General features: G+C 41.9%; 13 protein-coding genes. 5 read left to right on the top strand and 8 right to left on the bottom strand.

The features are described 5' to 3' along the window. Positions 1–36: 36 nt before the first annotated feature. From DC083_RS00205 to trxA, 5 genes are all read right to left on the bottom strand, one after another. Positions 37–630: a LemA family protein gene (locus DC083_RS00205; RefSeq protein WP_109188293.1), complete on the bottom strand. Its 594-nt coding sequence runs from the start codon at positions 628–630 to the stop codon at positions 37–39. Positions 631–673: 43 nt separating this feature from the next. After that, positions 674–1,897, bottom strand: coding sequence for a sugar transporter (locus DC083_RS00200; protein WP_109188292.1), 1,224 nt, complete (start codon positions 1,895–1,897; stop codon positions 674–676). A gap of 303 nt (positions 1,898–2,200) precedes the next feature. Further along, a complete protein-coding gene (gene radA, locus DC083_RS00195; RefSeq protein WP_109188291.1) occupies positions 2,201–3,559 on the bottom strand; it encodes a DNA repair protein RadA in 1,359 nt (452 codons plus the stop codon). Positions 3,560–3,610: 51 nt separating this feature from the next. Next, a protein-coding gene (gene prfB / locus DC083_RS00190) for a peptide chain release factor 2 (protein ID WP_109188290.1) occupies positions 3,611–4,712 on the bottom strand; the annotation gives its coding sequence in 2 pieces (ribosomal slippage) (positions 3,611–4,636 and positions 4,638–4,712; 1,101 coding nt in all). A gap of 326 nt (positions 4,713–5,038) precedes the next feature. Beyond that, complete coding sequence (gene trxA / locus DC083_RS00185) at positions 5,039–5,362, bottom strand: thioredoxin (RefSeq protein WP_026878652.1); 324 nt, start codon at positions 5,360–5,362, stop codon at positions 5,039–5,041. Positions 5,363–5,662: 300 nt separating this feature from the next. On the opposite strand from trxA, the gene DC083_RS00180 reads away from it, so the two are divergent. From DC083_RS00180 to DC083_RS00170, 3 genes are all read left to right on the top strand, one after another. Beyond that, a complete protein-coding gene (locus DC083_RS00180) occupies positions 5,663–7,381 on the top strand; it encodes a DEAD/DEAH box helicase (RefSeq protein ID WP_109188289.1) in 1,719 nt (572 codons plus the stop codon). Between the two features lie 314 nt (positions 7,382–7,695). Next, the gene (locus tag DC083_RS00175; RefSeq protein WP_109188288.1) at positions 7,696–7,962 is read left to right on the top strand and encodes a putative periplasmic lipoprotein; all 267 of its coding nucleotides are present in this window, start codon (positions 7,696–7,698) and stop codon (positions 7,960–7,962) included. Between the two features lie 54 nt (positions 7,963–8,016). Beyond that, a complete protein-coding gene (locus DC083_RS00170; protein WP_157954849.1) occupies positions 8,017–9,378 on the top strand; it encodes a class I SAM-dependent methyltransferase in 1,362 nt (453 codons plus the stop codon). Positions 9,379–9,712: 334 nt separating this feature from the next. Here the strand turns inward: DC083_RS00170 and recQ are convergent, their stop codons facing one another. The 3 genes from recQ to DC083_RS00155 form a co-directional block, all read right to left on the bottom strand. Beyond that, the gene (gene recQ / locus DC083_RS00165; RefSeq protein WP_109188286.1) at positions 9,713–11,542 is read right to left on the bottom strand and encodes a DNA helicase RecQ; all 1,830 of its coding nucleotides are present in this window, start codon (positions 11,540–11,542) and stop codon (positions 9,713–9,715) included. A 264-nt stretch (positions 11,543–11,806) separates the two neighbouring features. Continuing rightward, on the bottom strand, positions 11,807–12,406 hold the full coding sequence (locus DC083_RS00160; RefSeq protein ID WP_229821999.1) for a response regulator transcription factor: 600 nt from the start codon (positions 12,404–12,406) through the stop codon (positions 11,807–11,809). A gap of 92 nt (positions 12,407–12,498) precedes the next feature. Beyond that, positions 12,499–14,403 (bottom strand): sensor histidine kinase, encoded by a 1,905-nt coding sequence (locus DC083_RS00155; RefSeq protein ID WP_109188285.1) that lies wholly within the window; start codon positions 14,401–14,403, stop codon positions 12,499–12,501. A gap of 576 nt (positions 14,404–14,979) precedes the next feature. Between DC083_RS00155 and ttrB the strand changes: the two genes are divergently transcribed. Both ttrB and nrfD read left to right on the top strand, forming a co-directional pair. After that, the gene (gene ttrB / locus DC083_RS00150) at positions 14,980–15,720 is read left to right on the top strand and encodes a tetrathionate reductase subunit TtrB (protein WP_109188284.1); all 741 of its coding nucleotides are present in this window, start codon (positions 14,980–14,982) and stop codon (positions 15,718–15,720) included. Beyond that, positions 15,717–16,829 (top strand): NrfD/PsrC family molybdoenzyme membrane anchor subunit, encoded by a 1,113-nt coding sequence (nrfD, locus tag DC083_RS00145; RefSeq protein WP_109188283.1) that lies wholly within the window; start codon positions 15,717–15,719, stop codon positions 16,827–16,829. Before ttrB ends, nrfD begins: the two co-directional genes overlap by 4 nt. The last annotated feature ends 2 nt before the right edge of the window (positions 16,830–16,831 follow it).

The raw sequence follows: 16,831 nt of genomic DNA, 5'->3' as shown, positions 1-16,831 counted from the left end.
TTTCTTTAATGAATAATTTTGTTGTTTACAACATTCTTAAAAAGAGATCACCGGTGCTTGTTCGATACCGGGAGCTGCGCTCATTTGTGGTAGTGGGCTATAGCCTAATACTTTGGCAAGTAGCACATAAGGGAATCGGCGAATGAGCGTGTTGTATTCTCGAACAGCTTCAATATTGCGATTGCGAGCAACGGCTACCCGATTTTCTGTCCCCTCTAATTGTACCATTAAGTTTTGATAGAGATTACTCGCTTTTAGATCAGGGTAATTTTCCACAATCACCATTAATTTAGAGAGCTGCGATTGTAATGTTTGCTGTGCATCTTCATATGCTTCGAGTTTGGCAGGATCTCTGAAATCATCGGGATTAATCTGCATTGAACCAAGTTTCGCACGTGAATTGGCAATCTCGGTGAAGATGGATTGCTCGTGATTGGAATAACCTTTCACAGTATTAGCAAGATTCGTAATGAGGTCTGCTCGGCGTTGATATTGATTGATAATTTCAGCAGCAGTTGCATTCTGTTTTTCCGCTAAATCTTGAATAGTGTTGTAATATCCCATTGAGAGAAATCCAACAACGATGACAATCAAAGCAATAGGAATAAAAGCCCAATTGGCAGGTTTCATAATGTAATCCTTTAAAAATAGATGTTGAATAGTCTATAAGTGATTAATGAATAACGATATCTTGTTTTGCAGAAGCGCCCGCTAAGAAGGCTCCTTTATAGCGAATAAAACAGAAACTCGCAATCAGTAATGCGACAGCCATAATGCCGAAAGCGACTAATGGCACTTCGACTAATGAACTCTTCGTAATCACAATATTACCGATCAAAGCGCCGGCGCCAATACCGATATTGAAAATACCAGAATAGATCGCCATTGCGATATCGGTAGCATCAGGTGCAAGTTCTAGGACTTTTAATTGCATAATAAGACCAAGTGAGGTGAATGAAACGCCCCATAATACCGAGAGATAGAGAATCCCATTCGGAATATGAGTACTTGGCAAGACTAATGCTAATGAGATCATAATGAGTGCAATTGCTCCTGGCAGGAAGAGAAGCGGGAATTTCGCATTTAAGCGGCTAAAGAGATAGCTTGCGATAATGCCGGCACCACCGAAAATCAGAAGTAAGAGCGTTGTTTGATTCGGGCTAATTTTTGCAATCATCTCACTAAAGGGCTCAATATAGCTATAGGCGGTAAAGTGTCCCGATACAGCAATGGCTGTAATAAAGAAGATTCCTACAAGAGCCGGGCGCTTGAAAATAATAGGTATGCTCTTCGCTGATCCTGCATTTTGACTCGGTAAACGTGGCAGAATAAAGTAGAGGATAATGAGGGTGACAAAGGCAACGCCACCAATTAACAAGAAAGTATAACGCCAGCCAATCATCTGCCCAATAATACGACCTAGAGGAATCCCTAAGACCGTTGCAAGAGCGGTACCGGTTGCCAAAATCCCCAAGGCTTGTGAACGTTTGCCGGGCGGTGCGACACGAATGGCTAAAGCCGTTGTAATTGACCAGAAAATTGCATGGGAGATTGCAACACCGATACGGCCAATGACTAGAATCTCAAATTTAGTTGCAAGGAAAGTCACAATATGGCTAACGACAAAGAGGATAAAAATCGCTGTTAAAAGTCGTTTTCGTTCAAATTTACCGACTAATAACATGAGTGGTAAAGAGGCGATTGCGACAATCCAAGCATAGATAGTGATAATAATTCCTGTCTGTTCAGCTGTTTTTCCAAAGCTTGCACCGATATCGGTTAAGAGCGCAATAGGGACAAATTCTGTGGTATTAAATACAAAGGCCGCAATTGCTAGTGCAATGACGCGAATCCACGCAAGATTAAACTGCTTATTATCATGAGGAGCATGTAACATTAATTTTACCTTGGTTATCTGTTGAAAAGAGGGAAATGATAGATTTTTATTAAACTGCTTTATAGCGATTGTGTTGTGATTGATCTTTTTGTCATTACTCACAAATGCGCATCTATTTTAACGCACTTCTTACAATAATCATTGAATTATCGTGTAAATATCTTTCAATATAAATATGTTAAAAATGAGATCGCTTAATGAGGAATGTATTGATGGAAAGCCCTTTTATGGTCGATCCTTGTAGCTTCAAAAAACTTCATTGAAGGATGAAGGGTGAAGGATGAGAAGAGTAACAATTGCCTATTATAGATGATCCATTAACTCATTAATCTTCGCAACGCCAATGACTTCCATATCTTGAATCGGTTTCTTTGGTTTATTGGCAATAGGAACAATAGCCCGTTTAAAGCCATGTTTGGCGGCTTCTTTGAGGCGCTCCTCACCATGAGGTACAGGACGAACTTCTCCGGCAAGACCGATTTCCCCGAAAATGACAAGGTCAGAAGGAAGAATAATATTTTTAAAACTTGAAAATGCGGCAGCGATAACGGCAAGGTCAGAAGCTGTTTCTGTGACTTTTACACCGCCTACCGCATTAACATAGACATCTTGATCCATCATCGCAATGCCCGCATGACGATGAAGGACTGCAAGAAGCATCGTCAGACGATTCTGTTCAAGACCCAGCGTAACACGCCGAGGTTGGCCTCCAAGTGAATCATCTACTAGCGATTGAATTTCGATGAGGAGCGGGCGAGTTCCTTCCCGAGTCACCATAATGACGCTACCGGAGCTTCTTTCAGGTTGACGGGAGAGGAAGATGGCCGATGGATTGCTAATGGGCCGAAGTCCTGTTTCTGTCATCGCAAAGACCCCAATTTCGTGAAGTGCGCCGAAACGATTTTTATAAGAGCGCATAATTCGAAAACGAGAATCCACTTCCCCCTCAAAGTAGAGAACGCAATCAACCATATGTTCAAGGACACGTGGGCCGGCAATGGCGCCCTCTTTCGTCACATGACCTGCAAGGAAGATGGAGACACCGGTTCGCTTAGCAAAGCGGGTAAGGAGAGCGGTACTTTCCCGCACTTGTGCCACATTCCCCGGTGCCGAGTTCAAAAGCTCTGTGAAGATTGTTTGAATAGAATCGATGACAATCACATCGAGCTTCATTGGCTCGGCAACTCGTAGGATCTTCTCTACATTGGTTTCGGAGAGAAGCTGCAGTTTTGAACCATCAAGTTGTAATCGATCTGCGCGTAATGCCACTTGGCTCGGAGATTCTTCCCCTGTTACATAGAGCACATTTTTATGATTATGACTTAAATGAACTAAGGTCTGTAACAAAATAGTAGATTTACCAATTCCCGGATCGCCGCCAATTAAAACGACTGAACCCAGTACTAAGCCACCGCCTAATACTCGATCTAATTCATTGAGGCCAGTTGGAAAACGGGAGAGTTCCTCTTTTTGGACATCTGTTAATATCTGCACACCCTCTGTTCCCGCTGTTCCTGAATAACCGGATAAGCGGGTAGGGGTTTTCTCAACAACCATCTCTTCAATGGAGTTCCACGATTTGCACTCTAAACATTGTCCCGCCCATTTAGTCGCAATAGCGCCACAATCTCGGCAGACAAATTGTTTTCTCTCTTTGCTCATAGTGACACTCCTTGAGAATAGGTATCGGTCGGTTGTAATTGAAAGTGTAGCTTATAATCCCATTTTTAGGCTTGCTTCGATAAATTGATCGAGATCTCCATCAAGCACAGGTTGTGGGTTGCCGACTTCATAGCCTGTACGAACATCGCGAATTCGCGCTTGATCGAGAACATAAGAGCGAATTTGACTTCCCCAGCCCACATCGGCTTTTGAATCTTGCAATGCGTCGGCAGCATCGCGTTTTTTCTGTAACTCTAGCTCATAGAGTTTTGAACGTAACTGCGACATAGCCACATCTTTATTGCGATGTTGTGAACGTTCATTTTGACATTGTACGACAACACCTGTGGGAATATGGGTAATTCGAACAGCTGATTCTGTCACGTTAACGTGCTGACCACCGGCACCTGATGCCCGGTAAACATCGATCCGCAGATCTGAGGGATCGATCTCAATCTCGATATTTTCATCAATTTCAGGTGAGACAAAGACAGAGCAGAATGAGGTATGGCGTTTATTATTGGAATCAAATGGTGACTTACGGACTAAGCGATGTACGCCTGTTTCAGTCCGAAGCCAGCCGTAAGCATGATCCCCTTCAAATCGAATAGTCGCCGATTTAATGCCCGCAACATCGCCGGGAGAGGTTTCAAGAAGCTCAGTTTTAAAGCCATGATCTTCTCCCCATCTTAGATACATCCGTAGCACCATTGAAGCCCAATCCTGTGCTTCCGTTCCACCGGCGCCTGCTTGAATATCCAAGAAGGCATTACAAGCATCCATTTCACCGCTAAACATTCGCTTAAATTCAAAAGCCTCAATCTCTTTCTGATATTGTTTAAGATCATCAGAAATCGCTTCTAGCGTTGCTTCATCTTCTTCAACTGCCGCGAGTTCTACTAATTCTTTAGCATCTTTCAGCGCAGTATCAAGTGTTATCATACCGCTGACAAAATCATCTAATGTTGCGCGTTCTTGCCCGAGTTTTTGGGCTTTTTCAGGATTATCAGACCAGATATTAGGATCTTCAAGTTCCATTAAGACCTCGGTTAAGCGCTCTTGCTTCTGATCGAAGTCAAAGATACCTCCGAAGGTCGGTCGCTCGTTGTAAAAGATCATCAATAGTATGATTGAGAGTATTAATCAGTTCCATGTCGATTGCACCCTTATATGAATTATTAAGCTGAGTGTGTGGGATTGAGTAGATTTGATTCTTTTTGATTCTTATGAAAACCCACTATTATACTTGATCTTCAATAGAGATGTTGTTTTTCATTAGTCCTTAGAGAAGCTGTGGAGAGTATTGCTACCCTTGATACCATTGATACTCATCATTCTGAAATAAGTGGATAAAACAAAAAATATGACAAAACAAAACCGATGAGAGAAATCTGTCATCGGTTTATTTTTATGTTAGCGATTCACTAAAGGCAATATCTGTAAGAAGTTTACGAATATTGCTTATCGAGATATCTTTACTTAGATATGGCTATCGATAAATTGCGCTAATTGGTTTTTATTTAATGCGCCAACGTGTTGTCCTACAATTTTGCCATCTTTGAAGATCATAAGTGCAGGAATACTACGAATTTGGAATTGTACCGCAGCTTCTTGGTTATTTTGCACGTCTAATTTAACGACTTTTAATTTACCCGCATACTCTTCTGCTGCTGCTTCAATGATAGGAGTAATCATTCGGCAAGGTGCACACCAATCTGCCCAGAAATCGACGAGAACAGGAAGATCTGCTTTGAGTACTTCATCTGCAAATGTTGCATCGGTTGCATTGATTAATTGACTCATTATTAACTCTCCTTAATGAATTTGATTGAATTTGATCAAGATATCCAAAATTAGATTTGGAATTTCTTATATAAAATATGATAATACCAAAGCTATTACAACCGAAAACAGGGTAAATGACAAGGTTTAGGTTGAATAATATTTTTCAAATGTAGTGATTAAAGAATTTTATAGAAATAGCATGGAAACGGGCATTGTAGGGATCTGTTTATTCAGTTGAACCGATAACAATAAACGATATAATGAACGCGATTATAATCACTATTACATTTTATATATTAAGGGTTTAAGTTGTCATCTATGGGAAAACCACATTTAACTTCGATGAAGTTTGCAGATTTAGATTTACACGATTCACTGAAAGAGAGCTTAGCAGATAACGGGTACGAATTTTGTACCGAGATTCAAGAAAAAGCATTGCCCGATCTACTTAAAGGGCGCGATGTCACAGGCCAAGCACAGACAGGAACCGGTAAGACGGCAACTTTCTTATTAGCAACATTAAACCACTTAATGACAACGCCGGTCGAAGAAGGAAAGAAAGGTCCTTATGCCATTATTATGGCGCCAACTCGAGAGCTTGCAGTTCAGATTTATGATGATGCAAAAATGCTCGGCCGCTATACCGGACTTAAATATGCGCTTCTTTATGGTGGCGCTGCGTATGGTACTCAAAGTGAAGCTTTAGAAGCGGATCCTGATATCGTTATTGGTACAGTAGGACGAATTTTAGATTTCTTTAAACAGCGAAAATTTAATCTGCGCAATGTAGAAGTATTTGTATTAGATGAAGCCGATAGAATGTTTGATCTAGGTTTTATCAATGATATTCGTTTCCTTTTGAGACAGATGCCGAAAGCGACAGAGCGTCAAAATATGCTTTTCTCAGCCACATTCTCGCAACGAATTTTAGAGCTAGCTTATGAGCATATGAATGATCCTTTAACCATTAAAGTCGAGTCAGAACAAGTCACCGGCGCACGAATTACGCAGCAGCTCTATCACGTCTCATCGGATGAAAAATTACCGCTCCTATTTGGACTTCTAAAGAAAGAAAAAGCAGAGCGATCTATCGTCTTTGTGAATACTAAACGTGCAGCGGATCAGGTTTTTGATACCTTAAATGCCAATGGTTTTAAAGCGGCGGTATTGTCAGGGGATATTCCGCAAAATCGCCGGGAAAAACTGCTGGAAGAATTTAAAAATGGTGAGCTAGATATTATGGTGGCAACGGATGTTGCGGCGCGTGGTCTACATATTCCTGATGTTTCTCACGTATTCAATTACGATCTACCGCAAGATGTGGAAGATTATGTTCACCGTATCGGCCGAACGGCTCGTGCAGGGGCTGAAGGTACGGCAATTAGTTTTGCTTGTGAAGAGTATGTCTACTCTTTAATGGATATCCAAGATTATATTAAAGAGGAGATTCCTGTTGCTACGATTACAGAAGAGCTGCTTATTACCCCTGAAGTGACGGCAGAGAAACGTAAATATCCTCGTAAAGGTCGTACCCCACGTTCTGCAAATGGCAATCAAGGCAACGAGCGCAATAATAATCGGGGACGAGGCAATAATCGTAATAATTCCCGTAATAACGCTCGGAGTAACCCTAATCGTAGCGATAATGCTGCTCATAACGATGAAGCAAAAGCGAGTGAGCAAATCGTAGAGAATACCCAAAATAGCGTGCAGGCTGAAAATAGCGGTCAGCAAAATAACGATCAGCAAAAGAGTGATCAGCAAAAGAATGAGGCGAATGGCGAGAACAATAATCGCCGTAAGCCTCGGACACCACGTCGTGCACCTCGTAGAAGACAAAGTGGAGAAGCGCATTCACAAAATAGAGAAGAGAGCGGTGCTAATAGTACTGCACCCGCTGACCATAGTAAGGTCGTAGAGCAGAGCGAAGGGCAAAATAATGAGCGTAAAACACAGCGCCGCCCTCGCCGAACGTTACGCCGCAATCGCCGCCCTAATCAAGCGAATCAAAATAAATCGGAAGGGGCTGAATCATAGGAACGCAATGATTATTGCGATCATCACTCATTTGATGCCATTCGTTATCTCTTTGGTAAATATGAATCGATGCATAGATGCATAGATGCATAGATGAATAGCTTCGGTCAGTATTAAGCTTGCGTTAAGTTAATGCTGTTACACTCAAAAAGGATCTCTCTACTATTAGGGAGATCCCTTTCTATTATAGAGATCATAGCCCATTCTATAATGGGCTTTCTCAAATAGCTTTTTCTCACATCGCTTTTTCAGAAGCTTTTACGAATAGCGTAAAGAACCCTAAAATTATAATAAGATAAGAAGGATTATCTACAATGAAAAAATTAATGTTAATCGGATCAACACTATTATTACTTGCCGGCTGTGCAACAGGTTTAGAAGATGGTTTAGGCAGTTATTCAGGAAAAGGGAAAGTGGTTTCGATCGTGATGAACGAAGAGGGTAATAGTGAAATTGATGTGGAAACTGCGGATAAGAAACATATTCCGGTAATCGTTTCAGGAGAAGCGACAGTTTATCCTGGGCAAGAAGTGAGTATTAAACGAAATAGTCGTGGATTTGGCTCTGTTACCGCGCTGTAGATTGATCGATTTGATCTGAATATATTGTATTAATGAACCCTAGAGGAGCTGTGTGTGACATTTAGAACGGATGCCGAGCAAGCGAATATTGAGAATTTCCTAGAACCAACAGCGGAAGATTATGCTTTGTCATCGGCTTTAGTGGCGGAGATTGCTTCGGAAATTGAACGACAAGGGGCGATCCCTTTTTCTCGTTTTTTTGAGCTGGCGCTCTATCATCCACAATATGGTTACTACACAGGTCCACAGGCAGTATTTGGACGGGAAGGGGATTTTATTACCGCACCACTAATCTCGCCATTTTTTTCAAAATCTCTTGCCGAACAAGTGATCGAGGTGAGTCAACATCTCTCTGAAAATTGGCAAATTTTAGAGATCGGTGCAGGTAATGGCACGATGGCGAAAGATCTTCTGTTGCATCTAGCTGAGAAAGATCAATTGCCGGCGCAATATCTTATTTTAGAAGTCTCCCCTAATTTGCGTGAAAGACAAAAAGCACTTTTAACGGAATATCTTCCCGAGTATATTGCCCAAGTACAATGGATTGACACACCGCCGGAATCTGCTTGGGAAGGAGTGATTTTAGCGAATGAAGTTTTAGATGCGCTTCCCGTTGAGCGATTTCGGGTTGTCGATGGAAAGCCCTATTACGTAGATGTGACATTAGCGCCTTTTGCTGAAGATCGGGATCATCAAGAGTCATCAAATAAGGTCGCTTCTACAGAAGAGCTAAGCTCAACTCTCTCAGAAAGTTCGACCCTGCATTTTGCACCTCACTTACGAGAAGCAGATCAGGCACTCAATGATTATTATCAATCTTTAGTGGAGAAAGGATTTCACTTTCCTGATGGGTATGAGAGCGAATATTGTCCGATGTTACAACCGTGGTTAGTCCCATTTTTCACCCATTTAACGCGGGGTGTTGCGCTCTTTATCGATTATGGTTATGACGAGAAAGAGTATTATCGCCCGGAGCGAATGACCGGAACCTTAATTGCTCATTATAAGCATCGTGCTCACGAAGATTTCTATCTCTATCCGGGATTGCAAGATCTCACTGCGAATGTGAATTTCACAGAAGTAGCGACGATTTTAGTGGATATGGGATTGGAGTTTTTGGGCTATACCGCACAAGCGTACTTCTTGATGGGGAATCATCTACAAACAATGATTGCTGAGGAGAAAGCGCGTATTGAGGAGAATCAGGTGGAAGCGATGGAGGCAGAAGAGACGGCGGATGATGATACAGACAGTAAGGTTGCCCGGGAATTAGCTTGGTTTGAGCTCTCAAAGCGGGTTCAACACTTGATTCATCCTGAAGAGATGGGTGAGCGCTTTAAGGTATTAGCAGTAGGTAAAAACTTTGAAGAGGCGCTACAAGGCTTCTCAATTCACGATTATGCGCATCATTTGTAAATTGATAGTATAGTAATGTCGGTTCAAAATAAGCATTATTGAAATGCCGGCGCATCGGCTGATTGAGGCGAGGAAACGGTTCAATCTCGCATCTTGCAAGTACTGTTTAGTATGGTTTTATAGTAGGATCAGTTCAAAATAAGCATTATTGAAATGCCGGCGCATCGGCTGATTGAGGTGAGGAAGCGGTTCTATCCGGCATCTTGCAAGTGCTATTTAGTACGGTTTTATATTCTTTTAAAATCCAACATTCGTTACTTAAAAACCATTTTCCTTAAATTAAATGTACGATATAAAAATCGTTCATAATGACCTCACTAACACTACTGATCATTTAGGCTTGATGCGCTTGATGATGACGAATTAATTCCATTAAGCGCTCGCCATAGAGATCAAATTTCTTAACGCCAATACCGTGAATCTGCAACATCTGTCCTTGCGTAGTCGGTTGTTTCTCTGCAAGTTCTCTGAGAGTTTTATCGCTAAAAATGGTGTATGCCGGCACATCTCGCTCTTTAGAGAGCATTAAGCGAAAAGCGCGAATCTCTTCGTAGAGCGGTGAATGATAGTGATTTTCCGGTGCTGAAAAAGTTTTATGCAGTAGCAGATCTTGTCGATGAAAGAGCTGTTTTTGTCCGGTTAAAATCAGTTTTGCTTTGCCAATATTGAGCTTAAGTAGCGGTCTTGCTTCGGTTGTTTGATAGAGGTAACCTCTTGCGATTAGCGTCATAATCATCTCTTTGAGTCCCGATTCCGAATATTCCCGCATAATGCCATAAGTAGAGAGCTGATCGAGATTACGGGAGAGAATGTGTTGATTTTTCGAGCCTCGTAGAATCTGAATAATGGTTGTAATGCCACAATTTTGTTCGGCACGATAGACACAGGAGAGAATCTTTTGGGCTTCGATAGTGATATTAATCTTCGGCGCTGTGTTGGTGCAATTGCTACAATTATTACAGTGATCGAATTGAGGTGTCTCAGAAAAATAGTGAAGAATCTCTGCACGTAAACACTCTTCGGTATGACAGTAATCGATGAGCGCTTCAAGATTATGGTAGAGAATATCTTTACGCTCGGGATCGGTAATAAAATCATTATGCTCAATCAGATACTTTTGATTGGAGACATCTCTTGGTGCATAGAGTAGTAAACAGTGCGCCGGTGCGCCATCTCGGCCCGCTCGCCCCGCTTCTTGATAGTAAGCTTCCATATTTTGGGGCATATTATAGTGAATCACAAAGCGGACATTCGATTTATCAATACCCATACCAAAGGCATTGGTAGCCACAATAATCTGCACTTCATCGCGAATAAATGCATTTTGATTCTTTTCCCGCTCGTGATGCTCCATTCCGCCGTGGTAAGCCAAGACTTTAAGACCGGCATTTTTAAGAAATTCTGTGAGTTTTTCCACATTGTTGCGGGTTGCACAGTAGATAATTCCCGATTCATTGGGGTAGAATCGGCGTATAAAATTGATGATATATCGGCGTTTATCAGAGACTTTTAGCACTTCAAAGGTGAGATTCGTGCGGTCAAAACTGATAATCGATTCGATAGGATTATGTAGCTGTAACAACGTTTTAATTTCGTGGATCACTTCCGATGTGGCGGTTGCTGTATAGGCACCAATAACAGGGCGATTGGGCAGTTGATGGACAAAATCGATGATTTCACCATAAGCAGGGCGAAAATCGTGGCCCCATTTGGAGATACAGTGGGCTTCATCTACGGCAATAAAACTAATGGGCAGCGCACTAAAGAGCGAGCGAATAAGATAGCTATTAAGCCTTTCCGGCGCAATATAGATCAGTTTATACTGTTTTTGCCGTATCTCAATGAGGCGGGTTCGGAGTGTTGCTTCATCTAAGGTGCTATTGATAAACGTAGCGGAAATACCAATCTCAAGTAGTGCATCCACCTGATCTTTCATCAGGGAAATCAGCGGAGAGATGACAAGCGTGATATGAGGTAAAAGGAGTGCCGGAATCTGATAACAGAGAGATTTACCGCCCCCTGTGGGCATAATTCCAAGAACATCCTGGCCAGATAGTACGCCTTCCACAAGCGGTGCTTGCCCTTCACGAAATTCGGTATAACCAAAATAGTTCTGTAATGCATCGGTGGCATCAAGAAGCGGTGAATGGGAGAGCGCTACCAATTCACTCGAGTGTTGGAGCGATTCGTGCTTATGGGAGGATGAATTGAAACGATTGATATCTTTTCCCCTAAAATAAGAATTTAGTCGATTTCATTGAGTCATACGCTTTGATCAGAGCGCTTCTGAAAAGGAGTATAGTTTACCATTAATTACTTTGGGACAATAGCACGAGAGGATCATTCCATAATTAGAAAACTCATTGAATCTAGAGCATAATCTAGAGTGTCACTTAAATAAGTGATAGCAATTGAGATTCAATCCATATTAGGGTGTATGGATTTCTGTGAGATAGGCAATAAATTCAGCGAGCGTTTCAGCTTGCATCTTTTTCATCGCATTAGCGCGTTGTACTTCGACAGTACGAACAGAGACTAGCACTTTCTCGGCGATCTCTTTATTCGTCAATCCTTCATAAACTAGCGTTGCAATCTGCTTTTCTCTATCCGTTAAGCGCTCAAAACACGCTAAGCGCTGATTGCGCGCGTAACGTGCCTGTGAGATCTCTTCAGCGCGTTTTAAAGCATCGACTAATTGGGGAAGTTCTACCGGCTTCTCTAAAAAGTCGATCGCCCCTTCTTTGAGTGTTTTAACGGCTGTAGCAACCTCTCCGTGTCCTGTAAGAATGATAGCGCTGATAGGACTTTTAGCATTATGAAGTAGGGTCACTACTTCATCGCCGGTAAGCCTTGGCATTCGTAGATCAATAATAGCAATCGCCGGTAAAGAGAGATTAACTTTATCTATAAAATCGCGACCATCTTCCCAAAGCTGGGTTCTATAATTGAGTGTTGATACGAGAAATTGACAAGATTCTCGAACACTCGGCTCATCATCAACGATATGGACGGTCAGGGGATGTTGCATCAGGATACCTCGATTCTTCTAATAATACGATTGTAGGTGATTGTAGATGATTAGTGAGACTTGATATTTAAATATTTTCTCTGCTGTACTCATTATGATCTTGGTAAAATCAGCCGGACAACAGCTCCTTGATGACCATCTTTCCGATTAGCAATTCGCATTTTACCATTTAAGTTCTCAATTAAACGCTGACAAATCACCAGCCCGAGACCTAATCCATCTTGCTTAGAAGTCCGAAAAGGGACAAAGGGCGAGGAGAGCTCTTCAGCGGTGAATCCTGGTCCATTATCGCTAATAAAGAGTTTAATATAATTAGGATAAATTTTAAGGCGGATAGCAAGTTCTGTCGCGCCGGCTTGTGCGGAGTTCATTAGGCAATTAGCAATGACTTGTTCTAAAATTGAGGGGGTACTATTAATCGTAAAATGTTCGGGGACATCGATGCTAATTTCCGCTTTATCTTGAACCCGGAGTCGAGTGATTTCAATGATCTGCTCGAGGAAATGTTTAAGAATGATGGTTTCTTGCGTTATTTCCGCTTTCGGTTTTGCCCAGGTGCGAAGATTATTAATAATATGGTGACATTGTGTCACTTGTTCGCTAATTTTCTGCAAGGGTAGCAGCAAAGATCGCGCTTGGGATTCATCGGGCTCTTTTTGAAGGATTAACATCGATCCTTCTGCATAATTGCGAATGGTGGAGAGAGGTTGTTTGAGTTCATGACCAATACCGCTTGCCATTTCGCCTAAAATATTCATACGATCTGCTTTTGAGAGCATTGCTTCATAGTGATGCATCTGTTGATAGGCCTGTTCTAAGGCTTTTCCGCGTTTAGTGACCGCGTAACTTAGCCACAGATGATTGACAAGAAGCATCAAGAGCACAATGATTAAGAGGAAGAGCCAAATTTTATAGGTATCTGCGAGTCGAATTAAGGTATCCCAGAGTGTTTCATGATTTTCGAAACGTTTTAACTCATAGGTCAATTGGGTAATATCAGTTAGCGTGTAGGGTAGTTGCCAAATAGGGAGATTGGGGGATTTGAGATTAAAAAGGGTCGCTTGTATCATTTTAGCTGTCGTATCATCGAGTGAAGAGAGTGCGCCTAGAGACCAGCTAGGCATTAATTCACTACTTGTTTGACAAGGAAAGTCAGGTAATGTGATCGGATGAATGAGGCGAAGCTGTGCCGTTGGCAGTAACCCTTGTCGTTCTAATCGCTCATAAAGACAAGCAGGCACGATAATCGCCGTTTGTTTGGAATCTGGTTTATCATCTGTAAGATACTGAAACAGGCGTTCAATGGGAAATCCATGATATTGAAAATCGATAGAGCGCTGTAAGGTAGGATCATATTGCATGATTTCATAGTAGGCTAAGAGAAATCCTCCTAATGCTTGTGGGCTTACTGCGTGAACTGTGCGATTTTTGAGATCCGATAATGTATGAATAGGGCTCTCTTGTCGTACCCAAATGGCACTGCCAATTTTGGGGGTATCATCTTCTAAATGGACATTCTTCTTGAGGCTCGCCATTGCGCGAATAGGATACTGCGCATCTAAATTGATAAAAGTCCCTTGGTGTGAGAGTAAAAGATCTAGATCTCCGCTTGCAACCTCCCGTTCAATATTATGAATTTGAAGTGGCTTGAGGATGAAATGTAGCATCGGCAATGCATCATTGAGTGCCGTAATCCAAGGACACCACTCTTTTTCGGCTACTTGCTCGCCATAAGGTGCCAAAATACCCACGACGATATTTCTCTTTGCTGTAGAAATCTGTTGTTCTTTTACCCGCCTATTTGTAGGTGGCTCTTCTGATTGTGGGATACCACAGCCGGCATAAGTTGAGTTTTTTAGGGGCAAGGTTTCGTTCGTTAACGCATATAGGGGGGGAATTAGCAGACTCAATAAACAGCCGAGAATAAAGGCATATATTCGCCGATACGATTGGCGATATGATTGCGGCTGACAAAAATAGTATAGGCCTAAAAACATCAAAATCCTCTCTATTGATTATTCGCTCTTGAATAACGCGCGTTGTATTGAGTACTTAATCTTGAATACATATAGTAAATTTGGTTTAAGAAAAATGGCTTTTAAACAATACTTGCATGATGCCGGATAGAACGGCTTCCTTGCCTCTATCAACCGATGCGCCGGTATTTTAATAAGCTTATTTTGAACCGATCTCACTATAATTTATACCGAATGGGTAACATCTTGAATGGGTAAAGCCGGCAACGGTAGATGAATAATGCCATTATTTTAATCGCTTAGTAACCTCTTAACTGATTTTTTCGAAATCAACAGTGGTTTTAGTTGAAATCTCTTCTAAAGCTTTGCCCTAGATCAATAAGTAACCTTGTATGTGGTTTCCCACAATAGAGAGATTTTCTGAAAGCTTGCAAGATGAGTGTTATGAAAAGTGCAATTTAAATAATCTTGAATTTCAGTATCGTTTTAATTTTACACCCTTTTAATCAATGGGATATGAGCATCAAGAAGAGTATCAAAAGTCTTGAATGAACGGGTGAAAAAGGTAGTGAAAAGGGATTATACAAGGAGAGAAGCATGAGTATTACTCGTCGTAATTTATTAAAACAGATCGGAGCTTTAACCGTAGGAGCTACGGTATTAACGCTCAAAGAGGCTAGGGCCGAAGCAAAGAGAGTGCCGCCTCGTAGAGAGGGGGATCCTAATAAACGCTATGGCATGATTGTCGATCTGCGGCGCTGTATCGGTTGTCAGGCTTGTACCGTAAGCTGTACTGTGGAAAATCAGATGCCAGCTGGGCAATTTAGAACCACTGTTCGTCAATATCAGGTAATTGATGAAGCTCAAGATCAAGCGACAAATGTGGTATTACCAAGACTTTGTAATCATTGTGATAATCCGCCATGCGTTCCTGTCTGCCCAACCCAAGCCACTTATCAACGGGAAGATGGCATTGTAGTTGTCGATAATAAAATTTGTGTGGGTTGTGCTTATTGTGTACAGGCTTGTCCTTATGAGGCACGTTTTATTAATGAGGAAACGGGTACGGCAGATAAATGTACTTTCTGTGCTCATCGATTAGATGCAGGGTTATTACCGGCATGTGTGGAGTCTTGTGTCGGGGGTGCGCGGATTATTGGGGATATGAAAGACCCTAATAGTACGATCAGCAAAATGTTGGTGGAGTTTGAGGATGAAATTAAAGTCCTTAAACCTGCGCAGGGTACTATGCCACAAGTCTTCTATATCGGCCTTGATGAAGCGTTCCAATCGCAAGTACAAGGGCAAGCAATGTTATGGCAGGAGATTGTATTATGATTCGGGAATTATTAACCTTACCTCAAGATATCGCATGGCTTCCTTGGGCGGTGCAATACTTCTTCTTTATCGGCATTGCAGCAAGTAGTGCACTGATTGCTGTTGGATTGCGTTGGTGGAAACATGGTGAATTGAGATCCTTAGAATTAGTCGTGGTAGGTTTTGGAATTACCGCCGGTATTGTCGGACCTATTGCACTATTAGCAGATCTTCATCAGCCCGGGCGCTTTATTAACTTCTATACACAGATGGCCCCTTGGTCTTGGATGTGGATCGGCGCACTATTTGTGCCGTTATTTGTTCTCTTTTTAATCCTACAATTCCTACTTTTATTACGAGAAAACAGTAGTAAAGAAGGGACTTATAAATGGTTTCGAGCACTGCATTGGGGGAGTTTTAATGCCTCTCAATGGCTTCCTTGGACAGCAATGGGGCTATTAGTATCGGCTTTTATGATTCTGCTTTATACCGGAAAAGAACTCAATGTGCTTAAATCACAAGCATTATGGTTTACACCTTGGTTACCTTGGGCACTCTTTTTTACGGCACTACAAGTGGTTCCGATGTGTGTGAAAGCTTGGTGTGCCTTTTCATCAAGATGGGCCATTCAACCTAATGAAACAGCAATTTTAAGTCGTATTCAAGTGGTAGCACTACTCGGCGTTGCTGTTGCACTTATCGGGTGGGCGATAAGTGATTCCCCTGCCGGAGCCGCTTTTAGAGATCTTCCCAATAATGGGTCTGTTTGGTGGACTATTGGGATTAGCCTCTTTATCTACTGGGCGCTGCTCTTAATCTATAGCTTAATGAATTTTAATCAGCGCCGTCTTCATTGTCGTTGGGTCGATCTCTTATTAGCTTTAATGTCGCTCTCATTAGCGTGGACTATTCGTTGGGCAATTTTGATGCAGACACAAACATTACCAAAATACAATATTGTGATTAATCCTTATCACTTAGATTGGGGCTTTAGTGGGTTCTTAGGGATTTTATCAACCTTTGGGTTGTGGCTTACTATGCTCGTCATCGTTTGGAGTCTATTACAGGATAACTGGTTCAAGTTTTCCCCTCGCCTTAGTCAAGTAGAAGGAGGTCAGCAACCCGCTTAATA

Origin of the sequence: Ignatzschineria ureiclastica (assembly GCF_003121845.1) — a bacterium.
In the GTDB taxonomy this organism is placed as follows: Bacteria; Pseudomonadota; Gammaproteobacteria; order Cardiobacteriales; family Wohlfahrtiimonadaceae; genus Ignatzschineria; species Ignatzschineria ureiclastica.
The sequence above is the reverse complement of the archived record's forward strand: the minus strand, read 5'-3'. Positions and strand labels throughout refer to the sequence as shown.